At 69.0% G+C, this 24,702-nt stretch carries 21 protein-coding genes and 1 pseudogene; 10 read left to right on the plus strand and 12 right to left on the minus strand.

Translation table 11 applies throughout. The annotated features are described in order from the left end of the window. Positions 1 to 117: 117 nt before the first annotated feature. Positions 118 to 702 carry a DUF2889 domain-containing protein gene (locus BX604_RS22230; protein ID WP_098553046.1) on the minus strand — a complete coding sequence of 195 codons (585 nt, stop codon included), beginning with the start codon at positions 700 to 702 and terminating at the stop codon, positions 118 to 120. Between the two features lie 640 nt (positions 703 to 1,342). Here BX604_RS22230 and BX604_RS22235 point away from each other — a divergent pair. Together BX604_RS22235 and BX604_RS22240 are read left to right on the plus strand one after the other, a co-directional pair. After that, entirely contained in the window at positions 1,343 to 2,014 is a 672-nt protein-coding gene (locus BX604_RS22235; protein WP_098553047.1) for a ProQ/FinO family protein, read from the plus strand. A gap of 592 nt (positions 2,015 to 2,606) precedes the next feature. Then, positions 2,607 to 3,668, plus strand: a complete 1,062-nt coding sequence (locus BX604_RS22240; protein WP_098553048.1) for a DMT family transporter — start codon at positions 2,607 to 2,609, stop codon at positions 3,666 to 3,668. Between the two features lie 90 nt (positions 3,669 to 3,758). Here the strand turns inward: BX604_RS22240 and BX604_RS22245 are convergent, their stop codons facing one another. The 8 genes from BX604_RS22245 to BX604_RS22280 all read right to left on the minus strand — a co-directional run bounded on the left by BX604_RS22245 (position 3,759) and on the right by BX604_RS22280 (position 10,910). Beyond that, positions 3,759 to 4,124: a bleomycin resistance protein gene (locus tag BX604_RS22245; protein ID WP_098553049.1), complete on the minus strand. Its 366-nt coding sequence runs from the start codon at positions 4,122 to 4,124 to the stop codon at positions 3,759 to 3,761. 105 nt (positions 4,125 to 4,229) lie between these two features. After that, a complete protein-coding gene (locus BX604_RS22250) occupies positions 4,230 to 4,820 on the minus strand; it encodes a nitrogen fixation protein NifQ (protein WP_098553050.1) in 591 nt (196 codons plus the stop codon). Between the two features lie 86 nt (positions 4,821 to 4,906). Continuing rightward, on the minus strand, positions 4,907 to 5,332 hold the full coding sequence (locus tag BX604_RS22255; protein ID WP_098553051.1) for a TOBE domain-containing protein: 426 nt from the start codon (positions 5,330 to 5,332) through the stop codon (positions 4,907 to 4,909). 252 nt (positions 5,333 to 5,584) lie between these two features. Continuing rightward, entirely contained in the window at positions 5,585 to 7,084 is a 1,500-nt protein-coding gene (locus BX604_RS22260; protein ID WP_098553052.1) for an efflux transporter outer membrane subunit, read from the minus strand. Beyond that, positions 7,081 to 8,043: an efflux RND transporter periplasmic adaptor subunit gene (locus BX604_RS22265; RefSeq protein WP_098553053.1), complete on the minus strand. Its 963-nt coding sequence runs from the start codon at positions 8,041 to 8,043 to the stop codon at positions 7,081 to 7,083. Before BX604_RS22265 ends, BX604_RS22260 begins: the two co-directional genes overlap by 4 nt. A gap of 2 nt (positions 8,044 to 8,045) precedes the next feature. Further along, positions 8,046 to 8,258, minus strand: coding sequence for a DUF1656 domain-containing protein (locus BX604_RS22270; protein WP_098553054.1), 213 nt, complete (start codon positions 8,256 to 8,258; stop codon positions 8,046 to 8,048). A 34-nt stretch (positions 8,259 to 8,292) separates the two neighbouring features. After that, positions 8,293 to 10,434: an FUSC family protein gene (locus tag BX604_RS22275; protein WP_098553055.1), complete on the minus strand. Its 2,142-nt coding sequence runs from the start codon at positions 10,432 to 10,434 to the stop codon at positions 8,293 to 8,295. Continuing rightward, positions 10,431 to 10,910 (minus strand): MarR family winged helix-turn-helix transcriptional regulator, encoded by a 480-nt coding sequence (locus BX604_RS22280; protein WP_098553056.1) that lies wholly within the window; start codon positions 10,908 to 10,910, stop codon positions 10,431 to 10,433. Before BX604_RS22280 ends, BX604_RS22275 begins: the two co-directional genes overlap by 4 nt. Positions 10,911 to 11,280: 370 nt before the next feature. Between BX604_RS22280 and BX604_RS22285 the strand changes: the two are divergent. Then, positions 11,281 to 11,838 (plus strand): annotated as a pseudogene (locus tag BX604_RS22285) (GntR family transcriptional regulator); the annotation flags it as partial. 284 nt (positions 11,839 to 12,122) lie between these two features. Here BX604_RS22285 and BX604_RS22290 read toward each other — a convergent pair. After that, positions 12,123 to 13,019 carry a LysR family transcriptional regulator gene (locus tag BX604_RS22290; RefSeq protein WP_098553057.1) on the minus strand — a complete coding sequence of 299 codons (897 nt, stop codon included), beginning with the start codon at positions 13,017 to 13,019 and terminating at the stop codon, positions 12,123 to 12,125. Between the two features lie 113 nt (positions 13,020 to 13,132). On the opposite strand from BX604_RS22290, the gene BX604_RS22295 reads away from it, so the two are divergent. From BX604_RS22295 to BX604_RS22310, 4 genes are all read left to right on the plus strand, one after another. Further along, a complete protein-coding gene (locus tag BX604_RS22295; RefSeq protein ID WP_257146391.1) occupies positions 13,133 to 14,464 on the plus strand; it encodes an MFS transporter in 1,332 nt (443 codons plus the stop codon). 124 nt (positions 14,465 to 14,588) lie between these two features. Next, positions 14,589 to 15,479: an amidohydrolase family protein gene (locus BX604_RS22300; RefSeq protein ID WP_098553059.1), complete on the plus strand. Its 891-nt coding sequence runs from the start codon at positions 14,589 to 14,591 to the stop codon at positions 15,477 to 15,479. 7 nt (positions 15,480 to 15,486) lie between these two features. Next, the gene (locus BX604_RS22305; RefSeq protein ID WP_098553060.1) at positions 15,487 to 16,374 is read left to right on the plus strand and encodes an isocitrate lyase/PEP mutase family protein; all 888 of its coding nucleotides are present in this window, start codon (positions 15,487 to 15,489) and stop codon (positions 16,372 to 16,374) included. Between the two features lie 107 nt (positions 16,375 to 16,481). Then, complete coding sequence (locus tag BX604_RS22310) at positions 16,482 to 17,801, plus strand: MFS transporter (RefSeq protein ID WP_098553970.1); 1,320 nt, start codon at positions 16,482 to 16,484, stop codon at positions 17,799 to 17,801. 83 nt (positions 17,802 to 17,884) lie between these two features. Here BX604_RS22310 and BX604_RS22315 read toward each other — a convergent pair whose 3' ends face one another. Further along, a complete protein-coding gene (locus BX604_RS22315; RefSeq protein ID WP_098553061.1) occupies positions 17,885 to 19,594 on the minus strand; it encodes a dihydroxyacetone kinase family protein in 1,710 nt (569 codons plus the stop codon). A gap of 328 nt (positions 19,595 to 19,922) precedes the next feature. Between BX604_RS22315 and BX604_RS22320 the strand changes: the two genes are divergently transcribed. Then, on the plus strand, positions 19,923 to 21,137 hold the full coding sequence (locus BX604_RS22320) for a collagen-like triple helix repeat-containing protein (RefSeq protein ID WP_098553062.1): 1,215 nt from the start codon (positions 19,923 to 19,925) through the stop codon (positions 21,135 to 21,137). Between the two features lie 131 nt (positions 21,138 to 21,268). On the opposite strand, the gene BX604_RS22325 is transcribed toward BX604_RS22320, so the two are convergent. Next, positions 21,269 to 22,417, minus strand: a complete 1,149-nt coding sequence (locus BX604_RS22325) for a sigma-54 interaction domain-containing protein (RefSeq protein ID WP_098553063.1) — start codon at positions 22,415 to 22,417, stop codon at positions 21,269 to 21,271. Positions 22,418 to 22,928: 511 nt separating this feature from the next. Between BX604_RS22325 and msuE the strand changes: the two genes are divergently transcribed. Next, positions 22,929 to 23,489, plus strand: coding sequence for an FMN reductase (gene msuE / locus BX604_RS22330; RefSeq protein WP_098553064.1), 561 nt, complete (start codon positions 22,929 to 22,931; stop codon positions 23,487 to 23,489). 35 nt (positions 23,490 to 23,524) lie between these two features. Further along, positions 23,525 to 24,628 (plus strand): dimethylsulfone monooxygenase SfnG, encoded by a 1,104-nt coding sequence (sfnG, locus tag BX604_RS22335; protein WP_098553065.1) that lies wholly within the window; start codon positions 23,525 to 23,527, stop codon positions 24,626 to 24,628. Positions 24,629 to 24,702: the final 74 nt, after the last annotated feature.

Below are 24,702 nucleotides of genomic sequence, written 5' to 3' on the forward strand. Positions count from 1 at the left end.
ATCGAACCTGCTGAAGTGATGTCACCGCTGTCGTTTGCGAGAGCCGGAGAGCCGTTCACCACCGACACCGCCGCCCCCAATCCCGCGAACCGGATTGCAGTTCGCGTGACCGACACATCAGTCCTCTTTAACCGACATCGACGGCTGATGATGTTCAGGCCACAGGTGTTTCACGAGGTCGCGCGACGCGCCATACGCATAGCAACTGTCGATCTTCAGCGGTTTTCCTTCGCTGTTGCGGTCATTGAGCGGAGACGAACGTACACCGACCATCGTCTGATAGGCCGTCGTAGCAACTGGACCGAGAATTTCCTTCAGATGCGTGCAGGTGTCGCAAGACGGCAGACGCTTGCGGATCTCGCTGTTCCAGCCGGCGCCGATACGCAATCCAACGAGCGCCTGCAGTGAGTCGCCGCCACCCGGACATTGCGCATAGGGATGCGACCTGATGAACGTGGAGACCGCACGCACGATCATGTCGACGTCGAAAACCAGCGTGACGCCGAGATCGTGAATCGCGGCCAGCGCCACGACGGTGCGCGTGCCGCCCGGTGGCGTGAAGTCGCTCGTCTTGCGGTCGGCGAGACAGGCCGTCACTTCGAACAGGCCGTCGCTGCGCCGATAGCCGCGCATGTCGATCTGTCGATGGTGAATTTCTTCTCGGGTAATGCCGTCGTGGGGAGTGTCGTGTCGGGAATTCATGTATTCGCTCCGTTTGATACGACCGGGGCCTCGTTGCATTCGATAGCGATGTCGTCGGCTGGCGGCGCCACGGCGAAACCACCCGTGACAAGCGGCCGCCAACGTCGATCTGGCCATACTACGCATTTTCCGGCGCGGTCGTACGATCGAGGATCGATGTGGACGCAACTAATAGGGACACCGGTGCATTGCATTCATCGCGCCCTGAAATCCGGTCTTCCCGGGTAGCGCGGGTCCGCAGCCGCGAGCGTATTCACCGTCTGTATCGACGCTCGCATCCCGCAGTGTGAAATAACGCGTGCGTGGCGCAGTCGAATAGCGACACTACGTAACGCGTGTGTCGATCGCGCGCGAAAACGCCGCCATAATGCGCACCACGACCGCGTGGACACGTTGTCCGTTGCCGGAATCCGGCGAATGCGAACCGGTGAGTCAACCGACAGCCGCGCGTACCGGTATACTTCCACTCCTGCCTTCTCCGGCATCGTGGCCGGGTGCCTGAAACAGCGGTGGGTGCGATGCGGCCCCGCAGTGTATGTTCCGCGTCGGCGGCAGACGGGCCGCAGGCAATGCGGCGAAACGCCGATGTGCGGAATGGCTGCACGAACCACACCTTATATATTCCTGGTGGATTGAATTTATGGGTTTTGAACAACTTGCCGAATTGCGGGCGCAGCTCGCAGCAAAGGCCAAGCAGGAGCGCAACGCGAAGCGTCCGGCTACGCAGACGGACGCCGGCGCGAAGCCGAAGTCCGGCGACCGGCCGGCTCGTGGGGCCAAATCGGGTGCTGGAGCCGGTGCGGGTGCCGGTGCCAAAGCGGCATCCGGCGCGAAGCACGCTTCGGCGAAGCCGTCGACGCCGGTCGATCCGGTCATCGTCGCGATCGGCAAACTGCAGCGTCGGTTCCCGCGCGCATTCCCGAAGAATCCGGCCCCGAAAGTGCCGCTGAAGGTCGGTATCTGGGAAGACCTTGCCCGTGAGGCGCAGGCCGTCGGCCTGAGCGAAGCGGAGCTGCGCGATGCGATGTCAACGTGGTGCCGCGGCAACCGTTACTGGTCGTGCCTCGTCGAAGACGCGGTGCGCGTCGATCTGCAGGGTACCGAAGCAGGACGCGTGACGCGCGACGACGCAGCACGCGCGCGTCGCCTGAAGTCACGCCGTCCGGGCAAGGGTGCAGGGCAACCGGCGAAGGGTGCCCCGCAGCAGCAGGCCGAAGTACAGGCCGATGCCGCCGCGCCGCAACCGGCCAACGCCGAAGCACCGGCCGACGCAGCACCGCAGGCCGAGCAGCAAACCACCGCGAGCGAGTAACGCGCGATGCGTCGCCGTGCGATTGCGCGGCGACGGCCAGCATCCCCATGCAGCGCATCACCTGACGGCCGACCTGCCCCTACCCGGGCAGGTCGGTGCTGTCTCCGCCGGCAGCACCGCCAGTTCGCCGGGCCTTACCTCTCCGCTCCCGAACCGCCAAAACGACCAGACGACGAAAGTGCGCCAATGGACGTCGCTTGCGCACTGTGTCGCCCATATCGCATGAGCATCGAGACGGGATCTCGCTTGCGAGGAGCGTCGTGTACGATGAAATCACGTACGTTTCCCCAAATGATTCGGTTTCCTAAAATAAGAATAAGCAGGGTGTAAATTCCTTTGATCAATCGCGAAGGAGGTGCCGGATTCTCACTTGTCCAATGCTGCCGTCGTTCGCCATTCAGTTGGCGAGGCGCGAAGCAACCGCGATAATCTCTGCCGACGCATGTTGCCGAGAACGTCCGACACGACAGGAACGTGAAAGCCTCCATGGCTCACCCCGCGTTCCGCGACATCGAAAGCATTCGGCAAGCCGGACAGGCCACTGCGTCACGCGCAGCCCACCGATTCCCTACACGGACACAACGCCCGCATCATGAAGCCGAGACACTCAGCGATTCTCGTCGCGCTCACTGCCGCCGCGCTGTTCGGCGCTGCGACGCCGCTCGCCAAGGCATTGATCGGCGCGATGTCGCTGTTCATGGTGGCGGGCCTGTTCTATCTCGGCAGCGGAATCGGCCTGGGCATCGGAATCCTGCTGCGCGGACTGCGCCGCCGCCGCACGCCGGCCGAGGATGCGGCGCCGCTGCAACGAACCGACCTGCCGTGGCTGGCCGGCGCGATCGCGGCCGGCGGCGTGGCTGGCCCGGCGCTGCTGATGCTCGGGCTGTCGAGTACGCCGGCCGCGACGAGTGCGCTGCTGCTCAATCTCGAAGGCGTGCTGACGGCCGTCATCGCGTGGGTCGTGTTTCGCGAGAACGTGGATGTCCAGGTGTTTCTCGGCATGGTGACGATCGTCGCGGGCGGCACGCTGCTGTCGTGGGTGCCGGGGCGCGCGAACGTGCCGGTCGGCGCACTGCTGATCGCCGGCGCGTGCCTGTGCTGGGCGATCGACAACAACCTGACCCGCAAGGTCGCCGCGAACGACGCGATGATCATCGCGTGCGCGAAAGGCCTGATCGCCGGGCCCGTGAACATCGGCATCGCGCTCGCGACCGGCGCGTCGCTTCCTGCTGTTCCGGCCACGGCCGCCGCGATGCTGACCGGACTCTGCGGCTACGGGATCAGCCTCGTGTTGTTCGTCGTCGCGCTGCGTCATCTGGGCAGTGCGCGAACGGGCGCGTATTTTTCCGTCGCGCCGCTGTTCGGCGTCGTGCTGTCGCTGCTGATCTGGCCGGCGCTGCCGTCGGCTACTTTCTGGATCGCGGCTGCGTTGATGGCGCTCGGCATCTGGCTGCATGTGCGCGAACGGCACGAACACGTGCATGCGCACGAACGGCTCGAGCACACGCATCGGCATCGGCACGACGAACATCATCAGCACGCGCACGACTTTCCGTACGACGGCGACGAACCGCACACGCATCCGCATGTGCATCTGCCGATCACGCACAGTCACGCGCATTTTCCGGACATTCATCACCGCCATCGACACTGATCGCGTTGCGTACGGCATGCACCGCAAGGTAACCGTTTATGGGGCGTCAAACCGGGAGTGCGGCTTGTGAGCGGCGCAGCTTCAGCCGCTTCAGTCGTCGGTCTGGATCAACCGAATCAGCGAACCGTCCGGGTCGATCAGCGCGCCGACGATACCGCCCCATGCTTCGCGTTTCGGCCGATGCGCGCGCGGCCAGCCGGTCGCTTGTTCCGGAATGCCGGCGGCAACCACCTCGTCGAAAAACGCGCCGACGTTGGCGAGCCGCAAGCAGCAGCTGAACCAGCTCGCGGCAGGATCGAGCTCGGGGTGCGGAAAGAACTCCAGCAGCAGCCCGTCACGTTTCAGGATCATCCAGCCGTCGTCGCGCCAGGTTTCGGCGAAACCGAGTTTCGCGTAGAACAGCGACGTCGTTTCGAAATCGCGTGACGGCAGGTTCGGGCTTGCGAGGTCGGCCAAGACGGTTCTCCGGTGGGGCGCTGCGATCAGATGCATCGACGGGAAACGATGCGGACGTACGCGCGAACGATACGGACAGGCACGTCGCGCAGGCCGCCCGCGTGGCTACTTTCCGCGTGGAAAACAGAACCCGAAATCCTCGCAGCCCGGACATCCGGGTGCCGGCCCCGGCGGCAGGCCGAGCGATACGGCCACTTCCTGTGCGAGGAATTTTTTCCACCGCAGATTCGCGACGTTGCGTGCGGCGAGCGCGGGGAAATAGCGGGCGAGCATCGCGGATACCGCGTCGCGTCCGGCCAGGCCGAGATCGCGCCACAGGTGGTCGGGGCGCAGGCACGCATGCGCGATGATCGCGGCGACGCAGTCGGCATCGTCGTGCGCGACGGCTGGATGCGCGTCGCGCATCAGCAGCGTGTGCAGCGTCGTGACGAATGGCGCATGCGACGAAGGCTGCGGCGCGATGGTGTCGACCGACACGAGTGCCGATGCATCGGCGGGAGGCAGGTGCGGAAACTGGCGGGCAAGCAGGCCGCTCAACTGAGCGGGAGACAGGCCGAGCAGCGCGAGCTCGTTGCGGCACGCGCGTGCCGCAACGAGTGCGCCAAACAGATGCGCGTCTGGGGAATCGGCGTCGGCCGCCCCGGCGAGCAGCGATTGCAATGCGCGTTCATGCGCGCGATCGAGCGCGGACGTCATCGTGCGCGCCCGGACGTTCGACGGGTGCGATGGTTCGCGCGAAGACGCGACGAACGACGGAGCGTCATTGCAACCGGGTCGGACACTTACTCGACGCCGACGATCACGCTCGACGCCTTGAAGATCGCGGACGCGGCCTTGCCGCTCGCGAGGCCGAGGCGATCGACGCTGTCGTTGGTGACGATCGCGACGATTTCGGCGCCGCCCGCGGCCTTGATTACGACTTCCGAGTTGACCGCGCCTTTTGCGACCGACGACACGGTGCCCGCGACACAGTTGCGGGCCGATACCTTGCTGCTGTCGACGTCGACCATCACGATGACCGACGACGCCTTCACGAGCGCGAACGCCTTCGTGCCGGCCGCGAGGCCCAGCGATGCGGCGCTGCCGTGCGTGATCACGGCGACGATGTCGAGGCCGTCCTGGGTGCGCAGCGTGATTTCGTCGTTGACGGCACCGGGCTTGACGGCGCCGATCTGGCCGACGAATTGATTGCGGGCGCTGGTTCGCATGATGACTCTCCGGGGAAATGGGCCGCCCGGCGGGCGGCGAGCGAGTGACGGAAACTGCGGACGAGTGTACCGGCAACGGCTGCGACGCGCGACGCCGGCGTCGACATACCGGACATGCGAGATCACGAACGATCGTGCGGGACGGCGGCCAATCGGCCAACCGCCCGCATGCCGTGCTGCACTGCGGGACGGGGCGTCAGCGTGCTGACGTGCGCGGGCGGCAGACGCGGTTCCAGGCGCCGCGCCGGGCGATCACTCGGCGCTGGCGGATGCGGCGACCGGCGCGCCGGCCGCCGACGTTTGCGGCGCGGCAGCGGCCGCCGTATCGCCTTCCCACCCGCCACCGAGCGAGAGGAACAGCCGCACCTGGTCCGCGGCGACGTGCCCTTCGGCCGCGGCGACCTGCGCGCGCACGCCGGTCAACGTGCGCGTCGCATCGAGATCGGAGATGAACGATTCGCGACCGGCCGTATAGAGCCGGTGCGTTTCGTCGGCGGAACTGCGCGCCGATTCGTATGCCGTGCGCAGCGCGTCGGTGCGCTGCACGTCGGCCGCGTAGGTCGCGAGGCTCGACTGCGTTTCGCGCAGTGCGTTCAGCACGACGCCGTCGAAGTGCGCGAGCGCACCGCCCGTCGCGGCTTCGGCTTCCTGTACGCGGGCACGCTGGCCGTTGACCGGGAACGACCAGCTGATCAGCGGTCCGAACGACCAGCGGTTGGTGGTCGACGAGAAGAGATCGCCGGCGATACCGACCGACCCGGCCGACGCGCCGATGCTGATCGACGGGTACAGCGCGGCGGTCGCGACGCCGATACGCGCGGTCGCGGCGGCGAGCTGACGCTCGGCTTCGCGCACGTCGGGGCGGCGGCGCAGCAGTGCGGCACCGTCGCCGATCGGGATCGGCTGGCGCAGCTTCGGCAGGCGCTCGCATTCGGCGACCGCCTTCGGCAGATCGGCGGGCGAACGCGCGAGCAGCGCGGCGAGCTGGTATTGCGCGATCTTGCGACGGCCTTCGAAACGCGGGATGTCGGCGGCCAGTGTGCGCACCTGCGTGACGCCGCGCGTCACGTCGGTCTGGTTGCCGCGACCGGCATCGCGCAGCCGCTGCGACAGCGTCACGCGCTGCTGCTGCAGCGCGAGCGACTGCTTCGCGATCGCGAGCTCGTCGCCGGCGGAGCACGATTCGACGTACGCGCGCACGACATCGGCGACGACCGTGATGCGCGCCAGGTCGGCCGCCGCCTTGACGGCCTCGCTGTCCGCGTGCGCGGCCTCGACGCCGCGCCGCAGCTTGCCGAACAGGTCGAGCTCGTACGACACGCTGATGCCGACCGTGCCTTCGTTGACGACCGGCAGCTTGTTTTCGAGCAGATATTGCTCGGCCGATTCCTGCGCGCGCTGCACGGCGGCTTCCGCGCTGCCGGAGAAGCCGCCCTGCTGGTTCGCGACTTCCAGCGCCGCACGCGAGCGCGCGAGGTTGGCCGCGGCGACGCGCAGGTCGGTGTTCGATTTCAGCGCGCTGCGCACGAGATCGTCGAGGACGGGGTCGTCGTACAGCTGCCACCAGTTGCCGGGCACCGCGTCGCGCGACACGAGCGTGCCGTTCGCGTCGTCGAGCGCATGGTTCGCGAGCGGCGCATTCACGTACGCCTGCTGCGGCAGCGTGTAGTCGGGGCCGACGGATTTGCACGCGCCGAGTGCGAGCGCGAGCGGCGCGAGCGCCGCCGCGAGGCGCAGGCCGTGTCGCGTCATTGCGAGGCCCCCGCTGCGCTGGCGGGCGCGGGCGACGCCGCCGCCGCGGCGGTCGACGCGCCGGCGGCCGGCTTCGCGTGGTCGTCACCGCGCGTGTCGGTGCGCATCGCGACGGTCGCGGTGCGGCCGGCAATCATCCGGAAGTCGTCGGGCACCTCGTCGAGCGCGACGCGCACCGGCACGCGCTGCGCGAGCCGCACCCAGCTGAACGCGGGGTTCACGTTCGGCAGCAGGTTCGCGCCCTGCGTGCGGTCGCGATCCTCGATCGCGGCGACGATGCTCTGCACGTGGCCGCGCAGCGGATGCGGCTCGCCCATCACGACGATGTCGACGGGCTGGCCGATATGGATGCCGCGCAGCTTGGTTTCCTCGAAGTAGCCGTCGACGCGGAACGAATTGCGGTCGACGACCGACAGCACCGCGCGGCCGGCCGGCACGTATTCGCCGACGCGCGGCGCGCGGTCGTTCAGGTAGCCGTCGACGGGGCTCACGATCGTCGTGCGCTGCAGGTTCAGCTTCGCGGTGTCGAGCGACACCTGCGCGTCGGCGACGGCGGCTTCGCCCTGCTCGACACGCGTGCGGCTTTCCTCGACCTGCTCGCTTGCCACGAGGTTGCCGAGCTGCAGGTTGCGCGCGTATTCGCGTTTGGCCTGCGCGAGCGTCGCGGTGCGTTGCGCGAGCGTCGCCTCGGCGAGCCGTTCCGCGAGCGTGTAGCGCGCCTGGTCGATCACGAACAGCACCTGGCCGCGCCGGACCTCCTGGTTGTCCACGACCTGCACGCCGGTGATCAGCCCGGACACGTCGGGCGCGACCTGGATCACGTCGGCGCGCACATGCCCGTCGCGGGTCCACGGCGAGAACATGTAGTAGTTGATGATTCGCCACAGCACGAGGGCAGCCACGACGACGACGATCAGGGTGAGCAGGATCTGCCCTGCCGAGAGCCAGGTTTTTTTCACGATTAGGTAGCCACGAAATGGTGAGACACGATCACGACTGCGGCAAACACGAAGACGTAGATGCCGAGGTCGAAGATCGAACGGTGCCAGACGAGGCGGTAAAAGCCGACGCGTTCGAGCACCGCGCGCACGACGATGTTGATCAGATAGGCGATCAGCATCAGCACGAGCGGAGCCGGCACGAATACGCCGAAGATGTCGATTTCGCCGATCATGGTCGCGGTCGGAAAGACAGGTTGGAAAACGGGATCATGCGCGTGCTCCGTCCGGCGCTGCGTGCGGAGGCTGCGCGGACGCGGCCGGATACAGCGACAGGCGCAGCCCGACGAGCGCGTGCAACGTGTCGCGCAGCCAGCGATGCGCGGCCGGCGAGGTCGGCGTGGCCGGCTGCGGCGTCGCGCCGTCGTCCGGCGTGGCTGCGCCCGGCAGGTTGCGGCCGGCCACGCGCTGCAGCGCGTCGTCGATCGACGCGAGCAGCGCCGGCGGCGCGGGTTGGCGCGCGTTCGCGGCCGCACAGCGCGTGTAGTGATCGGTCACGCCGGCCAGCACGCGATCGATCGCGTCGGGCACGTCGCCCGACAGCTTGCGGCGCGTGCGGCGCAGGTCGAGCGCGTTCAGCGCGATGCGCAGGTCGCGGAAGCTCTCGATCGACGGGTGGCGATGATCGTCGGACGCGCCCAGTCGCGGCAGCAGCTGGGTGACGCGATCGAGCATCCGCGACGCGTGGTTGCGCTGGTCGTCGAGCGGCTGTGTCGACGCGGACCGCGCGACGTCTTCCCAGCCCGAGCGCAGCAGGCGTCGCACCGCGAGTTCCGCGCCGAACGGCCGCGTCGCGCGGGTCCAGACATACGCGAACAACAGCCCGGCGACGCCCGCGAGGTTGCTGTTCAGGAACACGAAGAAGTCGGCTTCGTATGCACCCTGGATGCTGATGAAGGTGGCGGTGTTCACCGCGACGAGCATCGTCACCATGTTGAACTGCGGGCGCGGCAGCAGCGTGCCGATCAGGATGAACGGCCCCGCGAACATCAGCACGAGCATCGGGAAATCGTGCACGTGCGGCAGCACGGCGAACAGGTACAGGCCCGCGAACACGACGCTCGCGGCGGTGGCGAGGAAGAACTTGAACACCAGCGGCGCAGGCTCGTCGAGCGCGGCGAAGAAGCTGCAGGCGACGGCCACGAGCGTGACGGCGCCCGCGCCGTCGTGCCAGCCGGACTCGATCCACAGCCAGCACGCGAACACGATCGCGCCGACCACGGTCAGCGTCGAGAACAGCATCATTCCGCGATCGAAGAAGCGCTCGGTGCCGCCGAGCCGCCAGTGCCGGTAGCGCGGCTGCCAGACGCCCGACTCGTTCGCGATCAGCGCGCGCAGCGAGCGGCAGTCCTGCCAGATGTCGATGACCTGGCGCAGCCGCCACAGCGCGTTCGACAGCAGCGCGCCGTCCCAGCTCGTCAGCGCGGTGTCGGGCGGCTGCAGCGACGCGATGCGCGCGCGCAGGTTGTCCGCGACCGGATCGTCGGTCATCTCGCCGCCGGCACCGGCGGTGACGGCCGGCAGCGGCGCGTCGAACCACTTCGCGGCGTCGGCGAGCAGCGCGTCGAGCGCGGCGGGGCGCACGTGCAGGTCGCGCATCAGCGCGATCAGCGGATCGGCGAGCGACGACATCAGCGGCAGGAACAGCTGCATCCGGCCCGCGAGCGCCTGCGCGCGGGCCAGCACGCGCGGGTGCGCGTGGTCGTAGCTGAGCTGGCTCAGCAGGAATTCGAGGCCCGTGATGGTCGCGGCGAGGCGTTGCCGGCATGCGGACAGCGCCTTGCCGGCGAGATGCCCGGACAGCGTTTCGCGGCCGTAGAACGCGGCGTCCCGGAACCACGCGTCGGTGCGCTCGATCAGCGCCGGCGCGAGCCGGTTCGGGAACACGGCGCTGCCGACCACGCTCGCGCACACGATGCCGAGCACGATTTCCTCGGTCCGCGCGATCGCGACGTCGAAGATCGTCGACGGATCGGTGACGGTCGGCAGTGCGACGAGCGGCATCGTATAGCCGGCGAGCATGAACACGTAGCTGCGCGCGGTGCGGTCGGAGATCGCGAGGTAGAGCAGCGTGCCGCACCACGTCGCGACGATGATGCTGAACAGGAGCGGCGTCTCGACGAACGGCGGCACGAACAGGATCGCGGCGGCCGCGCCAAGCGCGGTGCCGAGCGCGCGATACAGCGCCTTCGAGCGGGTCGCGCCGACGAACGGGTTCGACACGATATAGACGCTCGCCATCGCCCAGTACGGGCGCGGCAGCTGGAAATACAGGCCGAGGTACAGCGCCAGCATCGACGCGGCGAACGTCTTGCCCGAGAACAGCCAGTCGCGAAGGCTCGGATAGGTCATGACGCGGAATCGGCAGGGTGGGGCGGGCGCGATGCCGGATGGTGCGTATCGGCCGTGTTGAATGCGTCGAGCACGCGCAGCGTCGCTTCGAGATCGGCGCGCGTAATGCCCTTGAGCACCTGGGCGCGCAGCACGCGCAGGTCTTCTTCCATCCGGGTGGTGACCGCGCGGCCGGCGGCGGTGAGCGAGATCGTTTTCGCGCGGCGATCGTGCGGATCCTCGTCGCGGCGCGCGAGACCGGCCGCGCACAGCTGGTCGAGCAGGCGCACGAGCGACGGCCCCTCGATGCCGACGTGTTCGGCGAGCGTGCCCTGGCGCACGCTTTCGCCGAGGCGGCCGGCGATCAGCAGCGGCGTCGCGCAGGCCTCGGACACGTTGTAGGCGGTCAGCACGTCGTCGCTCGTGCGGCGCCACTTGCGGGCAGTGAGCACGAGCAGGCTGCTGACGGCGAGGCGAAGGTCGTGCAGATTGGTCATGGGCGAGATGATAGGGGCAAAATTATTCGATAGCAAACTATCGTTTTCTTGTCACCGGGATGTCACGCGGTACGCCGGGCTGCCGACCTGCAACGAGCAATTTAGGCCGGGTGCCGGGGAGGGTCAAGCTGTAAGGTTGGGGGCGGCTGCCCCGTTGTGATGCACCGCGCCAGCGCGGCCGGCGGCCGGTGCCGTGCGCCGGGGCGTCAGGGTGTCGGCGCAGCGAACCCGGGCGGAACACCGGCCGATCGTGCCCCGGCCGCGCCCGACGCGCCGCACCATCCTGCTTTCCGCGCACGATTGCACTAGGACAATATTTTCAGGGTGTCTTTCTGAGCGACCATGCGGAAGCAACGACGGAGACATCGAGATGGGACGGACCGAGGTATCGGCGCGCTGGCACGACGCGATCGGCGCGGTGCACGGCATCGAGTCGAAATACAAGCGGCTCGTGAAGGCGATCGCCGCCGACATCGACAGCGGCGCCCTCGCGCCGGGCGCGCGGCTTGCGCCGCAGCGCGACGTCGCGGCGAGCCTCGGCGTCAGCGTGCAGACCGTCACCAATGCCTACAAGGAACTTGAAAGGCAGGGCCTGATCCGTTGCGAGGTCGGGCGCGGCAGCTTCGTGGCCGCGCGCGTGACCGAATCGATGTCGAACTACATGCTCGATACGGCCGAGCGCGAGCTGGTCGATTTCTCGATCGCGCGCATCGTGCACACGCCCGAGCACGATGCCGCGTGGCGCGCCGTCTGCGCGGCGCTGGCCGGCGCGGACGACCAGCCGTGGATCCGCTCGTTCCGGCCGATCGCCGGCCTGGACGCGCATCGGGAGGCCGGTGCCGCGTGGCTCGCGTCGCTGAACATGCCGGTGCATCCCGAATCGCTGCTGATCACGAACGGCGCGGCGCACGGCATCTTTCTCGCATTGCCGAGGGCGGCGGCCGCGATCGCGACCCGCGGCAAACTATGCGGCGCGTCGCCGGGTGAGGCCGCCTCGTCCGGAACGGACGCGGCGGCAGAAACGGAAGTCCACGATGGCACGTATCGCATGAGGGATCCTCGCTATCAGCATGCGCCCGGGCGGGCGCCGACGAGGATCAAAGTAATCCCGCCAATTAGCGATGCCCGATGTCATAGGACGATGTGGGGATCGGGGTTTTCCCGTGCCGCGGCGGGCGGTTCGACGGCGTGGCGGGTGTCCGGGAGCGACCGTCACGCACGCACGTCGGCGGACGGCAGCAGCGCGGCGAAGCGGTCCGCGAGCGTCGGCCGCGATCGTGCGGGCCAGATCGCGCTCAGCTCGAAGTTCGGCAGTGCGCCGCCGTCGCGCACGGGGCTGTAGGCGACGCCGTCGAACGCGAACGCGTGGATCGAGCGCGGCAGCAGCGATACGCCGCAGCCGGCGGCCACGCACGCGACCACGGTCAGCGTGCGGTTCACGTCGAGCACGATGTCCACCGGATGGCCGGCCTGGCGGAACGCGCTCAGGATGCCCGCACGGATCAGCGGCAGTTGATCGTGAGGAAACCATACGAGTCCGGCCGCGGCGAGATCGGCGAGCGTCACGGTGCCGTCGTGCTGGCGCGGAAAATCCTTCGGCAGCACGGCGACGAGCGGGTCGTGCCGGATCAGTTTCTCGCGCATCCGGCCGTTGACCGCAACCGGCGTATGCAGCAGCCCGATGTCGATCTCGCCGCGCTCGAGCGCGATCGCCTGTTCGGCGTTGCTCATCTCGCGCATCACGAGTTCGACGTCGGGCGCGCTTTCACGCAGCGCACGGATCGCGCGCGGCAGCGTATCGAACAGCGCGGCGCTGACGAACCCGATCGTCAGCCGCCCGGCGCGCTGCGCGCCGATCTCGCCGGCCCGGTGCGCGGCCGCGTCGAGCCGCGCGACGCTCAGGCGCAGGTCGTCGACCATCGCGAGCCCGGCGGGCGTCAGGGTCGCACCGCGCCGGGACCGGTCGAACAGCCGGACCCCCAGTTCCTTCTCCATCCGGTTCAGCGCCTGGCTGAGGGCCGGCTGCGCGATGCCGAGCTCGCTGGCCGCGCGCGTGAAGCTGCCGGAGTCCGCGATCGCGAGGAAGTAGCGGACGTGCCTGATTTCCATAAGCTAACGTTATGAATAATTATTCGAAACATGGTAGCGAATTATCTCAATGATTCATAGGATGCACATCGAGACGCGCTGCCGATGACGGCGGCGACCCCGGCCGCGCAAGGATGCGGCGCAACGGCTGCGACACGAGGAGACCTGCGTTGAACTGGACGCGCGAACTATCGACGACCGAACGGCGCACGCTGCGCGGCTGCTTCGCGGGCTGGGCGCTCGACGGCCTCGACACCCAGATGTTCAGCCTCGTGATCCCGGCGCTGCTGGCGACCTGGAGCATCGGCAAGGGCCAGGCCGGCCTGATCGGCGGCGCGACGCTGGTGGCGGGGGCGCTCGGCGGCCTGCTGGCCGGCGCGATCGCCGACCGCTACGGCCGCGTGCGCGCGTTGCAGATCACCGTCTGCTGGTTCTCCGCGTTCACGTTCCTGAGCGCGTTCGCGCAGAACTTCGAACAGCTGCTGGTGCTGAAGGCGCTGCAGGGGCTCGGCTTCGGCGGCGAATGGACCGCGGGCGCGGTGCTGCTGGCGGAGACGGTGGGCGCGCGCCATCGCGGCAAGGCGATGGGGATCGTGCAGAGTGCGTGGGGCTTCGGCTGGGGCGCGGCGGTGCTGCTGTACATCATCGTGTTCGCGTGGCTGCCGCAGGCGTGGGCATGGCGCGTGCTCTTCGCGATCGGTGCGCTGCCCGCGCTGCTGGTGCTGTATATCCGCCGCGCGATTCCGGAACCGCCGCGTGCGGCACCAACGCCGGCGTCGGCGAGTGCGAGCGCGAGCGCCGACGATACGCCGACGGTCGGCATCTTCGACCGGACCGTCCTGCGTGCGACGGTGGTCGGCGGCCTGATCGGCGTCGGCGCGCACGGCGGCTATCACGCGATCACGGTCTGGCTGCCGACCTACCTGAAGACCGAACGGCACCTGTCGGTGCTCGGCACGGGCGCGTATCTGGCGGTCGTGATCGTCGCGTTCATCTGCGGCTGCTTCGTCAGCGCGTATCTGCAGGACCGGATCGGGCGGCGCCGCAACGTGATGCTGTTCGCCGTGTGTTGCGCGGTGACGGTGAACCTGTACGTGTTCCTGCCGCTGAACGACATCGCGATGCTGCTGCTCGGCTTTCCGCTCGGCCTGTTCTCGGCCGGCATCCCGGCGACGCTCGGCACGCTGTTCAACGAACTGTATCCGCGCAACGTGCGCGGGCGCGGCGTCGGCTTTTGCTACAACTTCGGCCGCATCGTATCGGCCGGTTTCCCGGTGCTGGTCGGACGCATGGGCGAATCGCTGCCGCTCGGCACGGCGCTCGGCATCGACGCGGGCATCGCGTACGGGCTGGTCGTGATCGCGGTGTGGTTCCTGCCGGAAACGCGCGGACGCCGGCCGGTCGACACGGCGGCGAGCAGCGACGTCGATGCCGAGGGCCGCCCGCGCGCCGGGGCGTCGCTGTAGCGGTCGCCGCGCTTTCGGACGTTTTCCTCACGCTGCGTCGCCTGGCGACATTGCTGCGTCGCGTCGTTTCATCACTCAATCGCGCCGGCCGCCGCATCGGTCGGGCGCTTCTTGCAGACTCATCATGGATCGAGCCGTGAAGCACTTCGCCGAACAGGTCAGCACCGCACCGACGGTCGACGCATGGTACGCCGCGGATCCCGCCGTGGCCGCCGTCGATGCGCATGCGCACGTGTTCGCACGCGGCCTGCCGCTTGCACCGGTCGTGCGTCATGCGCCCGACTACGACGCATCACTCGACACCTACGTCGCGCATCTTGCGGCGCACGGCATCACGCACGCGGTGCTGGTGCAGCCGAGCTTTCTCGGCACCGACAATGCGTTCTTCGTCGACGTGCTGCGGCGCTTCCCGCGCCGCTTTCGCGGCGTCGCGATGGTCGACCCGGCGATTTCCGACCACGATCTCGACGCGCTCAACGGGGCGGGCGTGGTCGGCATGCGGCTGAACCTCGTCGGGCTGCCGATCCCGGATTTCGGGGCGCGCGCATGGCGTGCGCTGTTCGCCCGCATCAACGCGCTCGGCTGGCATGTCGAGATCCATCGCGGCATCGAGGATCTGCGCGCGATCGCCGCGCCGCTGCTCGCGCAGTCGTGCACGCTGGTGATCGACCATTTCGGCCGTCCGTCGCCCGCGCTCGGCGCGCGCGCGCCGGGCTTTCGCGAGCTGCTGTCGCTCGCGGATACCGGCCGCGTGTGGGTCAAGCTGTCGGCCGCATATCGCAACAGCGTGAGCGGCGACGGCACGCTCGACGCACGCGATGCCGCGCGTGCGCTGCGCACCGCATTCACGGCCGAGCGGCTCGTGTGGGGCAGCGACTGGCCGCACACGCAGCATCGCGAGCGCGTCGACTTCGATGCCGCTTACGCGGCGCTCGCGCGCTGGCTGCCCGATACCGGCGAGCGCATGCGCGTGCTGCGCGACTCGCCACGCACGCTTTTTCGTTTCGACCAGTGAGGACCGCATGACCAATCACACCGCCGTTCGTCGCGCCGCATTCCGGCGCAGCATCGCCGCCCGCCAGGGGCTGCTCATCGCCGGCACGTTCAATGCGCTGAGCGCGCGCATCGCAGCCGATGTCGGCTTCGGTGCGCTGTACCTGAGCGGCGCGGGCGTCACCAACATGTCGCTCGGGCTGCCGGATCTCGGCTTCGTCGGGCTCGGCGAGCTGGCCGAGCACACGGCGCGCGTGCGCGACGCGGTCGACCTGCCGCTGATGGTCGATGCCGACACGGGCTTCGGCAATGCGCTGAACGTGCTGCACACGGTACGCACGCTCGAGCGCAGCGGCGCGGATGCGATCCAGCTCGAGGATCAGGTGCTGCCGAAGAAGTGCGGCCACTTCGCGGGCAAGGAAGTGATCTCCGCCGCGGAAATGGTCGGCAAGCTGAAGGCGGCCGTGGATGCGCGCGTCGATCCGAACCTGCTGATCGTCGCGCGCACCGATGCGGCCGCCGTGCACGGCATCGACGACGCGATCGAGCGCGCGCACCGCTATGCCGCGGCCGGCGCCGACGTGCTGTTCATCGAGGCGATGGAAGCGCCGGAGGACGTCGAACGGCTGCCTGCGCTGTTCGAGACGCCGCAACTGATCAACATCGTGATCGGCGGCAAGACGCCGACCCGCTCGCGCGATGCGCTTGCCGGGCTCGGCTACGGCGCGGTGCTGTATGCGAACGCGGCGCTGCAGGGCGCGGTGCACGGCATGCAGGCCGCGCTGACGACGCTGCGCGCGACGGGCCGGCTCGACGAGGATCCGACGCTCGTCGCGCCGTTCGCCGAACGGCAGCGGCTCGTCGACAAGGCGCGCTTCGATACGCTCGACGCGCGCTACGCGGCCGAGCAGGCGTAAGCGTTAGCGTTCGCGGCGAAGCGGCGATGGGTGGCTGCCGGCCGCCCTCCGCCGCCCTTCGCCACATCGCATCGCAGCGTCCGACACACGATCAACAGGAGACGACCGTGACACCTTCCTCACCCGGAGCGGCCGGCGCGCCGCCGCGCATCGGCTCGATCGTCGGCGGACTGGCCGGCAACCTGATCGAGTGGTACGACTTCCTTGCGTACAGCCTCTTCTCGATCTATTTCGCGCCGTCGTTCTTTCCCGCCGACCGGCCGACCGTGCAGCTGATGAACACGGCGGCGATCGCGGCGGTCGGCTATGTCGCGCGGCCGGCGGGCAGCTGGCTCGTCGGGCTCTATGCGGACCGGCGCGGGCGCAAGGCCGCACTGACGAAATCCGTGCTCGCGATGTGCGCGGGCTCGATGCTGATCGCCGTCACGCCCGGCTACGCGACGATCGGCGTGCTCGCGCCGGCGTTGCTGGTCGCCGCGCGGCTGCTGCAGGGGCTCAGCATGGGCGGCGAATACGGCACCAGCGCGACCTACCTGAGCGAGATCGCGCCGCCGAACCGGCGCGGTTTCTACGTCGGCTTCCTGCAGGTGAGCGTGGTCGCCGGCCAGCTCGTCGCGCTCGGCCTGATGCTCGCGATGCAGCAGATCTTCGCCGGCACGCACGACATCGAGCGCTGGGGCTGGCGGATTCCGTTCTTCGTCGGCGGCGTGCTCGCGCTGTTCGCGCTCTACATGCGCCGCAACGTCGTCGAGAGCGATGCGTTCATCGCGAGCCGCGCGCGTGCGGCGAAGACGCGCGTGTCGGCCGATCTCGCGGCCCACTGGCGCGAACTGCTGCTCGCGATCGGCATCACGATCGGCGGCACCGTCGCGTTCTATACGTACACCATCTACATGCAGAAATACCTCGTCAATTCCGTCGGACTGCAAAAGGAAACGGCGACCTGGATCTGCACGATCGCGCTGCTGCTGTACATGCCGCTGCAGCCGCTGTTCGGCCTCGTGTCGGATCTCGTCGGGCGCCGGCCCGTGCTGCTGTGGTTCGGGATCGGCGGCGCGCTGCTGTCGGTGCCGATCTTCACGGCGCTCGGCCACGTGCACGAGCCGCTTGCCGCGTTCGCGCTGGTGTTCGCGGGGCTCGTCGTGCTGAGCGGATTCACGTCGGTGCACATGCTCGTGAAGGCCGAGCTGTTTCCGCCGCAGATCCGCGCGCTGGCGGTCGGGCTGCCTTATGCGCTGACGACGGCGATCCTCGGCGGCACGACCGAGTTCGTCGCGCTGCGGCTGAAGGCGGGCGGCAACGAGTCGATGTTCTTCTGGTACGTCGCGGCCTGCGCGGCGATTTCGCTGATCGTGTACTGGCGGATGCCGGAGACGCATCCGGCGAAGCGCGCGCGCACGACGGCGGAGGTCGCGCGTGCGATGTAGGCGGTCGCGCCGGTCGGTATCGCGCGCGACACGGAAGTGATGCGGCGACGCCGGTTCGATCCGGCGCCGCCGTGACGTGCTGCCTAGCGCACGTGCGGCAGCAACGCGCGCAGCCAGTACGCGACCGCGACCGCGCCGCCGTCCGGCGTGCCGATCGCACGCTCGCCGAGATAGCTCGCCCGGCCCGCGCGCGGCGTCATGCCGGCCGTTTGCTGCGCGCCGTGTTCCGCGGCTTCGACGGCCGCCGCCCACGCGCTGGCGTGATCGAGATCGCTGTCGAGCGCGCGGTCGAACGCGGCGGCGGCCGGCACCAGCGCATCGAGCATCGTGCGGTCGCCGGCGTGCGCGCCGCCCAGTTCGCTGATCGCATCCACCGCGTTGCGGAACGCCGCGGCCCAGTCGCGCGCGGACGGCGCGGCGACGTCGGAGGCCTCGCCGAGACGCCGTGACGCGCGCAGCAGCGCGGTGGCATAGAACGGCCCGGAGCTGCCCGCGATCGCGCGGCGCAACGCTGTGCCGAGCGCCGCGAGCGTACCGGCCGGCGTGCCGTATGCGGCTTCCGGCAAGTCGAGGATCGCCTGCGCGGCGCGCTGCATGCTCGCGCCGAGATCGCCGTCGCCGGCGGCCGTATCGAGTTCGGTCAGCGTCGCTTCGTGGTCGATCAACGCCTGTGCGACCGCCTGCAGCGCCGGTTGCAGCCGCGCCGCCCACGCGCGGCCCGCCGCGTCGAGCGGCGGCAGCGGCTGCTCGTGCACGGCGGTCGCGGCCATGCGAATCCGCGTGTTGACCGCGCCGCCGCCCGGCCATGCGCGCGCCTGCGTCGGCGCGTCGAGCAGCGCGGCCCGCTCTTCGTTCAGCCGCAGCAACGAGATCGAACAGCCGGGCATGTTCAGCGCCGACAGGAACGTGCCGGCCCATGCGCGTGCGACGGTGATGCCGCGCCGGCTCAGGTTGTCGTGCGCGGCGCGAAGCACGATCGCCAGTTCCATGTCGGGCGTCGCGCCGAGGCCGTTGACGAGCAGTGCGACGCGTTCGTCGCGATCGAGCACGAGATCGGCGACGATGCTCGACAGCAGCGTGTCGACGAGTGCGTCGGCGGGCTGCAGCGCGGTGCGTTCGATGCCTTTCTCGCCGTGGATGCCGAGGCCGAGCTCGATCTCGTGATCGGCGAGGCTGAAACCCGCCTTGTCGGTGCCGGGAATCGTGCAGCCGTCGAGCGCGACGCCCATCGTGCCGAGGTCGGCCGCCGCGTCGCGCGCGATCGCCGCGACGCGGGCCAGCGACAGCCCGCGCGCGGCAGCCGCGCCGGCCAGCTTGTGGATCAGCACGGTGCCGGCGATTCCGCGTCGCTGCCCGCGCTCGACGCGGCCGCGCAGCGATACGTCGTCGGCGACGATCACCGTCTCGACCGGAATGCCCTCCGCGCGCGCGAGTTCGGCGGCCAGCCCGAAATTGAGGCGGTCGCCGGTGTAGTTCTTCACGACGAGCAGCGCGCCGTTCGGGCCGGCGCTCGCGCGGATCGCGGCCAGCACCGCGTCGGTCGACGGCGACGTGAAGACTTCGCCGCAGACGGCCGCGCTCAGCATGCCTTCGCCGACATAGCCGCCGTGCGCGGGCTCGTGGCCGCTGCCGCCGCCGGACAAGATCGCGACGGGGCGCTGCGCCGGCTCGGGCAGCGGCTGGCGGACGAGCACGTGCTCGTCGCCGAGGATCGCGAGATGCGGCGACTGCCGCGCGATGCCTTCCAGCATTTCGCGCACGACATCGGACGGGCGGTTCACAAGCTTTTTCATGGCAGCGGTTTTCCTGACGGTGGGACGGCGGCCGGCGGCGCGGCCGCGCGACGGACTGTGAATGGCAGGCGGCATGACCCGGAAACGGCCCGCCGCACTGTCGGCGTTACGTAACATCCGGACATTCGTAGCACGAATGTAACGAAAACCGCGCCGCTCATGGGGGCGAAAAACGCCGCTCGAACGACGGGAGAGCACCCGTGCGCATGCGCGGAGGCTTGCCAGACGGTCGAGATGCCGGTTCGCGCGTCGCAATGGCATGGAAAGTGCTGATTGTCCTCCGGTCCTGTTCAGAACATGCCATCGCCCGGACCGCGAGGAGACCATCATGTACCGATTCCGCATTTTCACGCCCGCAGCGTTGCTGGCCGCCGCTGGCGTGCTGAGCGCTTGTGGCGGCAGCGACGTGACCGCGCCGGCGGCCGGTACCGGCAGCACGAGCGTCACCGACAACAAGCCGCCCGGCCCCGGCATGACCGATGACGGCGGCTTCGGCACCAGCGGTTCACCCGGCACGAAGGGGGTCATCAGCACGGCCGGCCAGCTCGCGATCGCCGTCGGCTCGACCGTCGGCGGCGTGACGCTGCCCGGACTCGGCAATGCCGCGACGCGCAGCGCCGGCGACACGATTTCCAGCATCAACACGATCACGCGCGCGACCGCCGATGCGCTCAGCGACGGGCTCGGGCGGATCGGCACGACGGCCGATCCGGTCGGCACGACACTCGCGAGCGTCGGCAATGTCGTCGGCGCGACCGCGAATCCGGTCACGGGGCTCGCGCAAACCGTCCGGGCACTGGGCACGGGGCCGCTGGCGCCGCTCGCGCCGGTCACGACGCCCGTCGGCGCGGTGCTCGATACGGTGGCCGGCGGCCTCGGCGCGGTCGGCGCGACGCTGTCGTCGAATGCCGTGTACCCGGTCACGCAACCGCTCAGCGCGATCGTGACACCGCTCGTCCTCACGGCCGGGCAGGCCACCCAGCAGATCGGCACGGCGACCGGCCTCGGGCAACCGGTGGCCGACCTGCTCGGGCAGGTCGGCGGTGCGCTGTCGACGGCGGGCTGGCGCGCGGGGACCGTTGCGGCGCAACCGGCGCTCGGCCCGGCGAGCCCGTTCATCGGCACGGCGGGCGGGCTCGTCGGCGCACTCGGCAATACCGTGAGCAACGCGGCCGGACTGTTCAACGCCAACGGCCTGAACGGCGTCGCGCCGATTCCCGGTTTGATCGTGAGCGTCGCGGGCGCGTCGGTGACGACCGTGAGGAACGGTTCGGCGCCCGGCGCGGGGAGCAATGCGGGTGCGTCCGGGCCGCTCGGCGGCCTGCTCTCGGGGCTTGGGTCGACACCGCTCGGTTCGGTGACCGGCGCGCTCGGCGGCACCGCCGGCGCGGCGAGCCCGCTTGCGCCGGTGACGAGTCTCGTGTCGACGGTGACCGGCACGCTGGGCGGTGTGGCGGGCGGTGCGGGATCGGGTGCTTCGGCGAATCCGCTTGCGCCGGTGACGTCGCTGCTCGGTGGAGCGTTGGGCGGCGTCGTGAAATAGTCGTGCATGGTGCGGCGAGCGTCGGGGCCGGCTGCTTGCCGCCGAACGCGCGTCGCATCGTGCGGGACGGGCTTTGTTTTCGCGATTGGTTTCAGGCGACAGCGGAAGCGAATCCCGGCGCGCACGCCTGGTTACTTGATCGCCGCGATCGCCTTCGCGCGAATCAACCGCGCCCGCAACACATTGCGGCTGATGCCGAGCAGTCGCGCGGCCTGAATCTGGTTGCGGTGACTGAAGTCGAACGCGACGCGCATCACGGTGTCCTCGATCCGTTCGAACAGGTGCGCGTGTTCCTCGTCGAACAGCGCGCGCAGCGCCTGTTCGAGCGCTGCCTCGGCCGGCACCGGGTTCGCCGGCGCCGTCCCGCGCGCGGTCGCCACCGGTGCGCATGACGACGCCAGGTTCAGGTCGGTTTCCTGCAGCGTGTCGTGGCGGCTCACCAGCAGCGCGTGATGAATCACGTTCTCCAGCTCGCGGATATTGCCGGGCCACGCATGCGCTTCGAGCCTGCGCGCCGCGCGCGGGTCGATGCTGCGCGGCCCGTGGCCGAGGCGGCCGCGGTAGTCGTCGACGAAGTGGCGTGCGAGCGGCAGGATGTCGGCCGGCCGTTCGCGCAACGTCGGCACGTCGAGCTGCACGACATTGAGCCGGTAGAACAGGTCGCCGCGAAACCGTCCGTCCGCGACGGCCTGCCGCAGATCGACGTTGGTCGCGGCCACCACGCGCACGTCGACCGGCGTGCCGGTGCGCGAGCCGAGCCGCACGACTTCACGCTCCTGCAACACGCGCAGCAGCTTCACCTGCATCGACAGCGGCAGATCGCCGATCTCGTCGAGAAACAACGTGCCGCCGTTCGCGGCCTCGAACCAGCCCGGCTTCGCGCAGAGCGCGCCCGTAAACGCCCCTTTCTCGTGACCGAACAGTTCGCTGTCGACGAGCGTGTCGGACAGCGCGCCGCAGTTCACGGCGACGAACGGGCCGTCGCCGCGGCGGCTGAGGTCGTGAACGCGGCGCGCGATCAGTTCCTTGCCGGTGCCGGTCTCGCCGGCGATCAGGACGTTCGCGTCGCTCGGTGCGACGAGCCGGACGCGTTCGAGCAACGCGAGCGAACGCGGATCGACGAACACGTGCGCGCGGGCCGCTGCCTGGCGTTCGGGCAAGGCAAGGACGGGCGCGACGTGCTCGGCCGCGGAGCCGCGCGCCGGCGCGCGCCGTTCGTCCGCGGACGCAGCGACGACATGAAGACTGACCGGGCGCGACGAGGCAATAGGGGATGTCATGGCGATGAAGGCATCGATCGGTCGAACGGAGCGGACGCGCGCCGACGGGCGGCGCGTTTCGGTTGCTGCCTGATCAGCAGAGTGTTCAGCGTTTTGCGGCGCGCGGGAAACATCAATTTCTGATAACCAAAGCGGGATTGCTGCGCAGCGTGCGGCGACGCCGGAGGGCGGCGCGATGACGGCGGATGCGACGTCATCGCGTTCGATGCGGGACGGGGCCGCCGTCACGATCGGACAAGCCGCACGGCACGGCTGCTGCTTGAGCAGCATCGCATCAGCAGTGCTGTTTGCTCCGGTTCATCGCGCTGCGGAATATCCATGTGACGCGCTGTCGGGAACGCTTGCCGCAGCTGTGTATTTGCCACGGGCGCCCCGCCAGACGGGCGACTGACGGAAGATTCGTGGTGCAGATTACTTTGCATTGCTGAACGCATCGAAAATGGCATGGTCCTTGCAAACCCGAAGCGGTATTGGCGCGGCGACGCGCGGCTCGACGACGGGAACGCATGGAATGAGCAACACAATCAACGTAGTCGCCATATCGGGCGGCCTGCAACGGCCGTCCCGCACGCTGGCGCTGACCGACGCAATCGTCGGCGCGCTCGGCGACGCACTGCCGATCGACACGCAACGGATCGAACTCGGCGAGATCGGCAACCGGCTGGCCGGCGCGCTGAAGCGCGCGCAGGTACCGCCGGATCTCGAAGCGCTGATTCGCGCGATCGAGACAGCCGATGCGCTCGTCGTCGCGAGCCCCGTGTATCGCGCGTCGTACACGGGCATCTTCAAGCACCTGTTCGACCTCGTGCATCACGCGTCGCTGATCGATGTGCCGGTGCTGCTCGCGGCCACCGGCGGCAGCGAGCGTCATGCGCTCGTGATCGATCATCAGCTCCGGCCGCTGTTCAGCTTCTTCCAGGCGCGCACGCTGCCGATCGGCGTGTATGCGTCCGAAAGCGATTTCGACGGCTACGAGATCGCGAACCCGGCCCTGCGCGCGCGCATCGCGCTTGCGGTGGACCGCGCGGTGCCGCAACTGCGCCCGCGTGCGCTGTCGGCCGTCGCGGCCTGACGCCCTTCGTTTTCCCCTTCGATCAGGACATTTTCATGAGCATTCAAGAACCTTCGGCCGACGGCGTCAAATTCGCGTACTGGGTGCCGAACGTCAGCGGCGGACTCGTCGTCAGCACCATCGAGCAGCGTACCGACTGGAGCCTCGAATACAACCAGACGCTCGCGCGCACGGCCGAGGCGGCCGGCTTCGACTATGCGCTGAGCCAGATCCGCTTCACGGCCGGCTACGGCGCGGAATACCAGCACGAGTCGGTGTCGTTCAGCCAGGCGTTGCTGCATGCGACGACGAAGCTCAAGGTGCTCGCCGCGATCCTGCCGGGGCCGTGGCATCCGGCGGTGGTCGCGAAGCAGCTCGCGACGATCGACCATATTTCGAACGGACGCATCGCGATCAACGTCGTGAGCGGCTGGTTCAAGGGCGAGTTCACCGCGATCGGCGAGCCGTGGCTCGAACACGACGAGCGCTATCGGCGCTCGAAGGAATTCATCCAGGCGCTCAAGGGCATCTGGACGCAGGACAACTTCACGTTCAAGGGCGACTTCTACCGCTTCAACGATTACACGCTGAGCCCGAAGCCCGTGCAGAAGCCGCATCCGGAGATCTTCCAGGGCGGCAGCTCGCGCGCCGCGCGCGACAACGCGGCGAGCGTGTCGGACTGGTACTTCACGAACGGCAACACGCCGGAGAACCTGAAGGCGCAGATCGACGACATTCGCGCGAAGGCGGCGGCAAACAACCATCGCGTGCGGATCGGCGTCAACGCGTTCGTGATCGCGCGCGACACCGAGGAAGAGGCGCGCGCCGTGCTCGACGACATCATCCGGCACGCGCACGTCGAGGCCGTGCATGCGTTCGGCGATGCGGTGAAGCAGGCGGGCAGCGCGTCGCCGGAAGGCGAGGGCAACTGGGCGAAATCCACGTTCGAGGATCTGGTGCAGTACAACGACGGGTTCCGCACGAACCTGATCGGCACGCCGCAACAGATCGCCGAGCGGATCGTCGCGCTGAAGGCGATCGGCGTCGATCTCGTGCTGACCGGTTTCCTGCATTTCATCGAGGAAGTCGAGTACTTCGGCAAGCGCGTGCTGCCGCTCGTGCGCGAACTCGAGGCGCAGCAGCAGGCGGTGGCCGCGTGATGCGTGACGGTTCGGAATCCGATGCGACGGCGCACGGTTGCGTGACCGGATGAACATCGGGGCCGGCGACGGGT

The organism is Burkholderia sp. JKS000303 (assembly GCF_002563755.1).
GTDB classification, from domain to species: Bacteria; Pseudomonadota; Gammaproteobacteria; order Burkholderiales; family Burkholderiaceae; genus Burkholderia; species Burkholderia anthina_B.

Coding starts and splice junctions, on each gene's coding strand:
- BX604_RS22230 (WP_098553046.1), bottom strand. CDS start 702: ATGAATTCCCGACACGACACTCCCCACGACGGCATTACCCGAGAAGAA.
- BX604_RS22235 (WP_098553047.1), top strand. CDS start 1,343: ATGGGTTTTGAACAACTTGCCGAATTGCGGGCGCAGCTCGCAGCAAAG.
- BX604_RS22240 (WP_098553048.1), top strand. CDS start 2,607: ATGAAGCCGAGACACTCAGCGATTCTCGTCGCGCTCACTGCCGCCGCG.
- BX604_RS22250 (WP_098553050.1), bottom strand. CDS start 4,820: ATGACGTCCGCGCTCGATCGCGCGCATGAACGCGCATTGCAATCGCTG.
- BX604_RS22255 (WP_098553051.1), bottom strand. CDS start 5,332: ATGCGAACCAGCGCCCGCAATCAATTCGTCGGCCAGATCGGCGCCGTC.
- BX604_RS22260 (WP_098553052.1), bottom strand. CDS start 7,084: ATGACGCGACACGGCCTGCGCCTCGCGGCGGCGCTCGCGCCGCTCGCG.
- BX604_RS22270 (WP_098553054.1), bottom strand. CDS start 8,258: ATGATCGGCGAAATCGACATCTTCGGCGTATTCGTGCCGGCTCCGCTC.
- BX604_RS22275 (WP_098553055.1), bottom strand. CDS start 10,434: ATGACCTATCCGAGCCTTCGCGACTGGCTGTTCTCGGGCAAGACGTTC.
- BX604_RS22280 (WP_098553056.1), bottom strand. CDS start 10,910: ATGACCAATCTGCACGACCTTCGCCTCGCCGTCAGCAGCCTGCTCGTG.
- BX604_RS22290 (WP_098553057.1), bottom strand. CDS start 13,019: ATGGAAATCAGGCACGTCCGCTACTTCCTCGCGATCGCGGACTCCGGC.
- BX604_RS22295 (WP_257146391.1), top strand. CDS start 13,133: ATGCGGCGCAACGGCTGCGACACGAGGAGACCTGCGTTGAACTGGACG.
- BX604_RS22300 (WP_098553059.1), top strand. CDS start 14,589: ATGGATCGAGCCGTGAAGCACTTCGCCGAACAGGTCAGCACCGCACCG.
- BX604_RS22305 (WP_098553060.1), top strand. CDS start 15,487: ATGACCAATCACACCGCCGTTCGTCGCGCCGCATTCCGGCGCAGCATC.
- BX604_RS22315 (WP_098553061.1), bottom strand. CDS start 19,594: ATGAAAAAGCTTGTGAACCGCCCGTCCGATGTCGTGCGCGAAATGCTG.
- BX604_RS22320 (WP_098553062.1), top strand. CDS start 19,923: ATGTACCGATTCCGCATTTTCACGCCCGCAGCGTTGCTGGCCGCCGCT.
- BX604_RS22325 (WP_098553063.1), bottom strand. CDS start 22,417: ATGACATCCCCTATTGCCTCGTCGCGCCCGGTCAGTCTTCATGTCGTC.
- msuE (WP_098553064.1), top strand. CDS start 22,929: ATGAGCAACACAATCAACGTAGTCGCCATATCGGGCGGCCTGCAACGG.
- sfnG (WP_098553065.1), top strand. CDS start 23,525: ATGAGCATTCAAGAACCTTCGGCCGACGGCGTCAAATTCGCGTACTGG.